Origin of the sequence: Pseudomonas sp. IPO3774, assembly GCF_013386835.1 — a bacterium.
Lineage (GTDB): Bacteria > Pseudomonadota > Gammaproteobacteria > Pseudomonadales > Pseudomonadaceae > Aquipseudomonas.
The window spans coordinates 35,596-42,656 of sequence record NZ_JACAQY010000011.1; the positions used below are offsets into that span (position 1 = coordinate 35,596).

General features: G+C 62.3%; 8 protein-coding genes. 2 read left to right on the forward strand and 6 right to left on the reverse strand.

Features of this window, described 5'->3' with window-relative positions; translation table 11 throughout:
• Positions 1-15 precede the first annotated feature (15 nt).
• Positions 16-924: a glutaminase B gene (gene glsB / locus HYE77_RS05400; protein WP_003211397.1), complete on the forward strand. Its 909-nt coding sequence runs from the start codon at positions 16-18 to the stop codon at positions 922-924.
• 115 nt (positions 925-1,039) lie between these two features.
• Here glsB and HYE77_RS05405 read toward each other — a convergent pair whose 3' ends face one another.
• The 6 genes from HYE77_RS05405 to HYE77_RS05430 form a co-directional block, all read right to left on the reverse strand.
• The gene (locus HYE77_RS05405; protein ID WP_177068519.1) at positions 1,040-1,387 is read right to left on the reverse strand and encodes a DUF6124 family protein; all 348 of its coding nucleotides are present in this window, start codon (positions 1,385-1,387) and stop codon (positions 1,040-1,042) included.
• 484 nt (positions 1,388-1,871) lie between these two features.
• The gene (locus HYE77_RS05410; protein ID WP_177068520.1) at positions 1,872-2,219 is read right to left on the reverse strand and encodes a DUF6124 family protein; all 348 of its coding nucleotides are present in this window, start codon (positions 2,217-2,219) and stop codon (positions 1,872-1,874) included.
• 381 nt (positions 2,220-2,600) lie between these two features.
• A complete protein-coding gene (locus HYE77_RS05415; protein ID WP_177068521.1) occupies positions 2,601-3,866 on the reverse strand; it encodes an FAD-binding oxidoreductase in 1,266 nt (421 codons plus the stop codon).
• Positions 3,863-4,615 carry an amino acid ABC transporter ATP-binding protein gene (locus tag HYE77_RS05420; protein ID WP_087694235.1) on the reverse strand — a complete coding sequence of 251 codons (753 nt, stop codon included), beginning with the start codon at positions 4,613-4,615 and terminating at the stop codon, positions 3,863-3,865. Before HYE77_RS05420 ends, HYE77_RS05415 begins: the two co-directional genes overlap by 4 nt.
• Positions 4,612-5,280, reverse strand: coding sequence for an ectoine/hydroxyectoine ABC transporter permease subunit EhuD (gene ehuD / locus HYE77_RS05425; protein ID WP_008435412.1), 669 nt, complete (start codon positions 5,278-5,280; stop codon positions 4,612-4,614). Before ehuD ends, HYE77_RS05420 begins: the two co-directional genes overlap by 4 nt.
• Positions 5,277-6,059, reverse strand: coding sequence for an ABC transporter substrate-binding protein (locus tag HYE77_RS05430; RefSeq protein WP_102605802.1), 783 nt, complete (start codon positions 6,057-6,059; stop codon positions 5,277-5,279). Before HYE77_RS05430 ends, ehuD begins: the two co-directional genes overlap by 4 nt.
• A 215-nt stretch (positions 6,060-6,274) precedes the next feature.
• Here HYE77_RS05430 and HYE77_RS05435 point away from each other — a divergent pair, with 215 nt between their 5' ends.
• Positions 6,275-7,054, forward strand: a complete 780-nt coding sequence (locus tag HYE77_RS05435) for an IclR family transcriptional regulator (RefSeq protein WP_008435411.1) — start codon at positions 6,275-6,277, stop codon at positions 7,052-7,054.
• The last annotated feature ends 7 nt before the right edge of the window (positions 7,055-7,061 follow it).

Sequence of the window (7,061 nt, forward strand, 5' to 3'; positions counted from 1 at the left end):
ATGCCAGAACACAACATGCAGGCCCTGTTGGAGTCGATCCTCGACGAAGTCCGTCCACTGATCGGCCTCGGCAAGGTCGCCGACTACATCCCCGCGCTCGCCGACGTGCCGGCCCAGCAACTGGGCATTGCCGTGTATGGCAATGACGGCTCGTCCTACTGCGCGGGCGATGCTCACACGTTGTTCTCCGTACAGAGCATCTCCAAGGTATTCAGCCTGGTGCAGGCCATCGACCATGGCGGCGAAAGCATCTGGGAACGCCTGGGCCACGAACCTTCGGGGCAGCCGTTCAACTCCATGGTGCAGCTGGAGTTCGAGCGTGGGCGGCCACGCAACCCGTTTATCAACGCCGGTGCGCTGGTGATCTGCGACATCAACCAATCGCGCTTTGCCGTGCCTATTTTGTCCATGCGTGATTTTGTGCGGCGGCTGTCGGGCAACCCGCAGATCCTGGTCAACAGCGTGGTGGCCGAATCCGAAGCCCAGCACGGTGCGCGCAATGCGGCCATGGCGTACCTGATGAAGTCCTTCGGCAACTTCCACAATGACGTGGATGCAGTGCTGCACAGCTACTTCAACTACTGCGCGTTGCAGATGAGCTGCCTGGACCTGGCCAAGGCATTTTGCTTCCTGGCGAATGAGGGGGTGTGCACCCACAGCGGCGAGCAGATTCTGACGGCGCGCCAGACCAAGCAAGTGAACTCGATCATGGCCACCAGCGGGCTGTATGACGAGGCGGGGAATTTTGCGTATCGCGTCGGGTTGCCGGGCAAGAGCGGGGTAGGCGGCGGGATTCTCGCGGTGGTGCCGGGGCAGTTTACGGTGTGCGTGTGGTCGCCGGAGTTGAATGCGGCAGGCAATTCGCTGGCGGGGATGAAGGCGTTGGAGTTGTTGAGCGAGCGTATCGGATGGTCGGTTTTTTGAAGAGACTTGATCGCTCCCACGCTCTGCGTGGGAGCGCTGCCCTGGACGCTCTGCGTCTGCCTTTGTGACGCGGAGCGTCACGGTCTGCATTCCCACGCGGAGCGTGGGAACGAGCTCAGCGCGGGCTGGTTTGCGCGCATCGATCCAGCGCTTTGTCGACCAGCATCTGCACACCTTCCAGCATCCGGCAAATGCCCAGCGCCACGTTGCGCTGGGTACCATCGACTTCGAAGGCCAGGTGAGCGGCGATGACATTGATCGACGCCAGGTCTTGCGAGGCATTGGCCAGCAAGGTTTCCGTGTCCAGGTCCGTACGCACGGTAAATAATCCATCGAACGGTAGCTCGCTGGGTTCAGGCGGTTGGGATTGGGCGTCAGGTTTCAGATAGTGGTGAATGGCGCGGTAAGCGGCTTCTTGAAGCCGGTCGGTGTGCGGTGGGGGATTTGGGCTGTCTTTAATCATGGTGAAGCTCCTTTGTGAATGGAGCTGCCACGATTCGCGGTCAAACGATTAGGGTGGCAGCTATACGCGGGTTGACCGACCGGCCCAAAGAACAAAACCGGCATACCCGAAGGTATCCCGCGTACAGCTGCCGCGACACAATACATCAGGCGTAAAAAAAACGCCCAAGATCGGTTTTGGCGCAGTTATTCTATGGTTGCGGACGGTCAAATCCGGTCGCTGAATTGGCAGCGACTGCGGGAGGTTAGTCAGCCCGGGTCCGACCGACAACCTGAAACAGTTGTCGGAAAAATCCGAGCATGTCTCCCTCAGTCAGAGACGGTCCATGTTGCCCAATCGTGTCGTCCAGGCCCCGCCAAGTCGGTGCTCCGGCTATTGATCGCTCCCACGCTCTGCGTGGGAGCGCAGCCCTGGACGCTCTGCGTCTGCCTTTGTGACGCGGAGCGTCACAGTCTGCATTCCCACGCGGAGCGTGGGAACGAGCTCAGCGCGGGCTATTTTCCGCGCATCTATCCAGCGCTTTGTCGACCAGCATCTGGGCACCTTCCAGCATCCGGCAGATGCCCAGCGCCACGTTACGTTGAGTTCCGTCGACTTCGAAGGCCAGGTGAGCTGCGATGACGTTGATCGACGCCAGGTCCTGCGAGGCATTGGCCAGCAAGGTTTCCGTGTCCAGGTCCGTACGCACGGTAAATAATCCATCGAACGGTAGCTCGGCGGGTTCCAGTGTTTGGGGTTGGGCGTCAGGTTTCAGATAGTGGTGGATGGCGCGGTAAGCGGCTTCTTGAAGCCGGTCGGCATGATTTGGGGGATTTGGGCTGTCTTTAATCATGGTGTAGCTCCGTCGATAAGTGGAGCCACCACCGTTCGCGGTCAAACGAGGAGGGTGGCAGCTGTACGCGGGTTGACCGACCGGTTATCAACGAACCCGGCATACCCGAAGGTATCCCGCGTACAGCCGCCGCGACACGATACCTCAGGCATTAAAAAAACGCCTGGAATAGGTGTGGGCGTTGCAGTCGTCGATTGGTCGGACGGTCAAATCCGGTCGCTGAATTGGCAGCGACTGCGGGAGGTTAGTCAGCCCGAGTCCGACCGACAACCTGAAACGGTTGTCGGAAAAATCCGAGCACGTCTCCCTCAGTCAGAGACGGTCCATGTTGCCCAGATGAGGGCGCCGGTCTCCTGACGAAACGCGGCGTCTTCGAATTGTTTACAGGGAGAGGCGATCCAGCAGGCTGTACCACGCCACACCCGCGCCGATGTAGAAGCGTTGCAAGCCATGCAGTGGCAACCGCTGCAAAGGCGTTACCGGGTAAGCGAAGTCGGAGCGGCTGTCACACAAGCGCCCGGCCAGTTGCTGGCCGAGGCTGGTGCACAAGGCAATCCCGCGCCCGTTGCAGCCCAGTGCCAGGGTCAGCCCCGGTGCAGGCTCGTGGACGTGGGGCATAAAGTCCCGGGTGATCGCGATCCGGCCCGCCCAGCGGTACTCGAAGTCCAGCTTGCCCAGCTGGGGAAACAACAGTGCCAGCGAGCGCTCCAGGTGCGCAAAATCTGCGGGCCCGGTGGGATCTTCGAACAACCCGCGCCCGCCCATCAGCAGGCGACCGTGGGCGTCCTTGCGAAAGTACAGCAGCAGCCGTTGGGCGGTTGAGACGGTTTCCTGCCCCGGCAAAATGCTCTCGGCCCCAGGCCCGGTCAAGGGCCGGGTGGCGACGATAAAACTGTTGGCCGCCAGCACACTCTGGGCCATGCCGGGCCACAAGTCGCCGCTGTAGCCGTTGGTGGCCAGTACCACCTGGCCGGCCGACACCTGCGCGCCGCTCGCGGTCTGCAACTTCCAGCCCGCGCCCGCCTGTTGCATCGCGGTCACTGCGCTCTGCCCATGAATGCGCACGCCCGCCGCCTGGGCTGCACGCACCAGGCCCCGAGCATAGGCCAAGGGTTGGATGGCGCCCGCGCGACCGTCCAGCCACCCACCGGCAAACGCCTGGCTGCCCATGCGGGCGGACACCGCGCCAGCATCCAGGCGCTGCACCGGCACCCCGCGACGTGCCCACTGTTCGGCCCGGGCGTGCAGGCCCGCCACGCCTTTTTCGGAATAGGAAACCTGCATCCAGCCCTTGCGTGTGGGCGCACAGTCAATGCCATGGCGCTCGATAAGGTTGAACACCAGGTCGGCAGAGTTGGACACGGTGTTGATCAGTGGCTCGGCGCGCTCGGCACCGTACATCTGCACCAGTTGATCCGGGTCGTATTTGAGTGTCGGGTTGACCTGCCCGCCATTGCGCCCCGACGCGCCCCAGCCAGGTTCGTTGGCCTCCAGCACGCACACGCTGACGCCGCGCTCCGCCAGGTGCAGCGCCGTGGACAAGCCGGTATACCCGGCGCCGACGATGGCCACGTCCACCTTCAATGACTCAGCCAACGCGGGTGTTTGCGGTGCAGCGGGCGCCGTCGCGGCCCAGAGTGACTTCATGGCAGGCTCCGGGTGTTGGCCGTCGGGTGCAGCACGCGGCGCAGGAAGTCCTGGGTGCGCGGTTGTTGCGGGTTGCCCAGCACCTGCTCGGCCGGCCCGCTCTCCACGATGTAGCCGCCGTGCAGGAAGCACACGCGGTCGGCCACTTCCCGGGCAAAGCCCATTTCGTGGGTCACCACGATCATGGTCATGCCTTCGTCCGCGAGGGTGCGCATCACCTCCAGCACATCGCCCACCAGTTCCGGGTCGAGGGCCGAAGTGGGTTCGTCGAACAGCATGGCGTCGGGTTTCATCGCCAGTGCGCGGGCGATGGCCACCCGCTGTTGCTGGCCGCCGGAGAGTTGTTCCGGGTAGGCATCGGCCTTGGCCGACAGGCCGACTTTATCCAGCAGCGCCAAGGCTTCTTCCCGGGCCTGTTGCAGCGGTTCGCCCTTGACGTACACCGGGCCTTCCATCACGTTTTCCAGCACGGTGCGATGGGGGAACAGGTTGAAGCGCTGGAACACCATGCCCATGCGGCTGCGCAGGGCGTGTACGGTCTTGCTGCCACGTTGCACGGTTTCGCCGAACACGTTGATGGTGCCGCCGTCGTAGGCTTCCAGGGCGTTGATGCAGCGCAGCAGGGTGGATTTGCCCGAGCCGGACGGGCCGATCAGGCACACCACTTCGCCCTTGGCCACGTCCAGGTCGACGCCGTGCAGCACGCGATGGGTGCCGTAGTGTTTTTGCAGTTGGCGAATCTCGATCATGCTTTTTTCCTCCGGCCCAGGTGCTGTTCCATGCGGCGCAGGCCATACACCAGCGGCAGGCTCATCAGCAGGTAGAGCAGGGCGACCAGGGTGTAGACGGTCATGTTCTGGAAGGTGGACGAGGCGATCAGTTGGCCCTGGCGCGTCATCTCGGCCACGGTGATGGTCGACACCAGCGATGAGTCCTTGAGCATCATCACCAGGGTGTTGCCGTAGGGCGGCAAGGCGATGCGAAACGCCTGGGGTAGGATCACCCGGCGCATCATCAGCACCGAGCGCATGCCCAGGGCTTCGGCGGCTTCACGCTGGCCCTGTTCGACGGCGATGATGCCGGTACGGAAGTTCTCCGCCTGATACGCCGAGTAGGCGATGCCCATGCCGATCACACCCGCCTGGAATGCACTGAGGTGCACGCCCATGTCCGGCAGCACGAAGTAGATGTAGAACAGCTGCACGATGATCGGCAGGCCGCGAATCACATTGATCACGGTGCTCGCTGCCCACGACAGCGCCTTGATCGGCGACAGTTTGAGCAGCGCCAGCACCAGGCCGATCGCGCTGCTGAGCAGGAACGACAGCACGGTGATCTGGATCGTCACCCAGGCGCCTTGCAGCAGGATCGGCAGGAAGTCCTGGGCGTTTTGCAGGAATTCAGCCGGGTTCATGGCTGCACCTGGGCATCAAGCCCCCACTTCTTCAGGATCGCGTCCAGGGTGCCGTCGGCCTTGATGCTGGCGATGGCCTGGTTCAGGCGTTCGAGGGTTTCGCTGTCGCCTTTGCGCACCACCAGGCACACCTCGCCGACGTTCACCGGCTTGTAGTCGGCGGCGAGCTTCACGCCCTTGAACAGCTTCTGGCGGATCTGGTACGCCACCACCGGCTGGTCACCCACGGCGGCCTTGATGCGGCCCAGGCTCAGGTCGCGGACCATTTCGCCGATGGAGTCGTAGGTGCGGATTTCCTTGAAGATCCCCAGCTTGTTGAGCATGTCGTAGAAGATCGTGCCGGCTTGTACGCCCACTACCTGGTCCTTCAAGGAACTGAGGTCGGTATAGGTCGCGTTGTCGTCGGCACTCACGATCAGCCCTTCACCGTAGGCGTACACCGGCGCGCTGAAGTCCACCACCTGGGCACGCTCCGGGGTCTTGAGCATGCCGGCGGCGATGAAGTCGAGCTTGCCCGAGGTGAGGGACGGGATCAGCGCGGCAAAGTTGGTCTGCTCGATTTCGCTGGTGAAACCACCGGCCTTGCCCACTGCGTTGGCGACGTCGACCATCACGCCCTGGATGCTGTTGCTCTTGATGTCGAGGAAGGTGAACGGCGAACCGCTGGCCGTTGCACCGACTTTGTACGAGGCTGCACCGGCGGCGTGCACGGTGGCCACGCAAAAGGTGGCGCAAAGACCGAAGGCGAGGCGGCGAAACAAGGGCGAAAGACTGTTCATCGGGTTACTCCAGAAGGAAAACGGATCGTCAGTACCGCGAGCGGTTACCGAGCAAACCGCAAGCTCTGTGCCATTTCGATTAAATAAAATCGTTTTAAGCTATAGAAAATAGATAAAATGAACCGTTCGTATCGGTATGCGATTTTTAGTGGTCGAATTTCGCGATTTCGTGTAGAAATATCGCCACGCTTGATCGACCTGACCGCGAGTTCGCCATGTCCGAAGAACGCAACAGCTTGCACAACCAATCCCTGGAAAAAGGCCTGTCGGTGCTCAAGGCATTCAGCGCCCAGCGCCGCAGCATGAGCCTTGCAGAGGTGGCCGAGGCCGCCGGCATGACCAAAAGCTCGGCCCAGCGCATGGTGTTTACCCTCGAGAGCCTGGGTTACCTTCGGAAACACTCGCGCACCCGTCATTACCAACTCACACCACGGGTGCTGGAGTTGGGCTTCAGTTATCTGGATGCGCATTCGCTGATTGAAGTGGCCAACCCGTTCCTCTCGGAATTGACCCGCCTGACGGGAGAAACCTCGTGCCTGACCGAGCCTGCGGGTTACGACATGACGTATATCGCGCGGTTTGTCAGCTCGGGCTTCGTGCCGGTACACATGCCGATTGGCTCGCGGGTGCCGATGTATTGCACGGCGTCGGGGCGCGCGTATCTGAGTGCGTTGCCGCAGGATGAGGCGCTGGCATTGATCGAGCACAGCCAGCGGGTGGCGCACACCAGCCAGACGTTGACTGAGGTCGACAGGATCATGGAGTCGTTGCAGCAGGTGCGCGAGCAGGGCTATGCGGTGAATGGCCAGGAACTGTTCCTGGGGGACATGACCATCGGCGCGCCGGTGCTGGGGGCGAACGGCCGGCCGGTGGCGGCGGTGCATGTGGTGGCGCCGACCAGTCGCTGGAGCCGGGCGGATGCAGAGAAGCAGTTGGCGCCGGCGTTGTTGCAGTGCTCAAGGGCGTTGAGCAATTCGGCCCGTAACCTGGAGTAACCCGCTC

Excerpts from the sequence above, each read along its gene's own strand:
- glsB (WP_003211397.1), top strand. The coding sequence starts at position 16 with ATGCAGGCCCTGTTGGAGTCGATCCTCGACGAAGTCCGTCCACTGATC.
- HYE77_RS05405 (WP_177068519.1), bottom strand. The coding sequence starts at position 1,387 with ATGATTAAAGACAGCCCAAATCCCCCACCGCACACCGACCGGCTTCAA.
- HYE77_RS05410 (WP_177068520.1), bottom strand. The coding sequence starts at position 2,219 with ATGATTAAAGACAGCCCAAATCCCCCAAATCATGCCGACCGGCTTCAA.
- HYE77_RS05415 (WP_177068521.1), bottom strand. The coding sequence starts at position 3,866 with ATGAAGTCACTCTGGGCCGCGACGGCGCCCGCTGCACCGCAAACACCC.
- HYE77_RS05420 (WP_087694235.1), bottom strand. The coding sequence starts at position 4,615 with ATGATCGAGATTCGCCAACTGCAAAAACACTACGGCACCCATCGCGTG.
- ehuD (WP_008435412.1), bottom strand. The coding sequence starts at position 5,280 with ATGAACCCGGCTGAATTCCTGCAAAACGCCCAGGACTTCCTGCCGATC.
- HYE77_RS05430 (WP_102605802.1), bottom strand. The coding sequence starts at position 6,059 with ATGAACAGTCTTTCGCCCTTGTTTCGCCGCCTCGCCTTCGGTCTTTGC.
- HYE77_RS05435 (WP_008435411.1), top strand. The coding sequence starts at position 6,275 with ATGTCCGAAGAACGCAACAGCTTGCACAACCAATCCCTGGAAAAAGGC.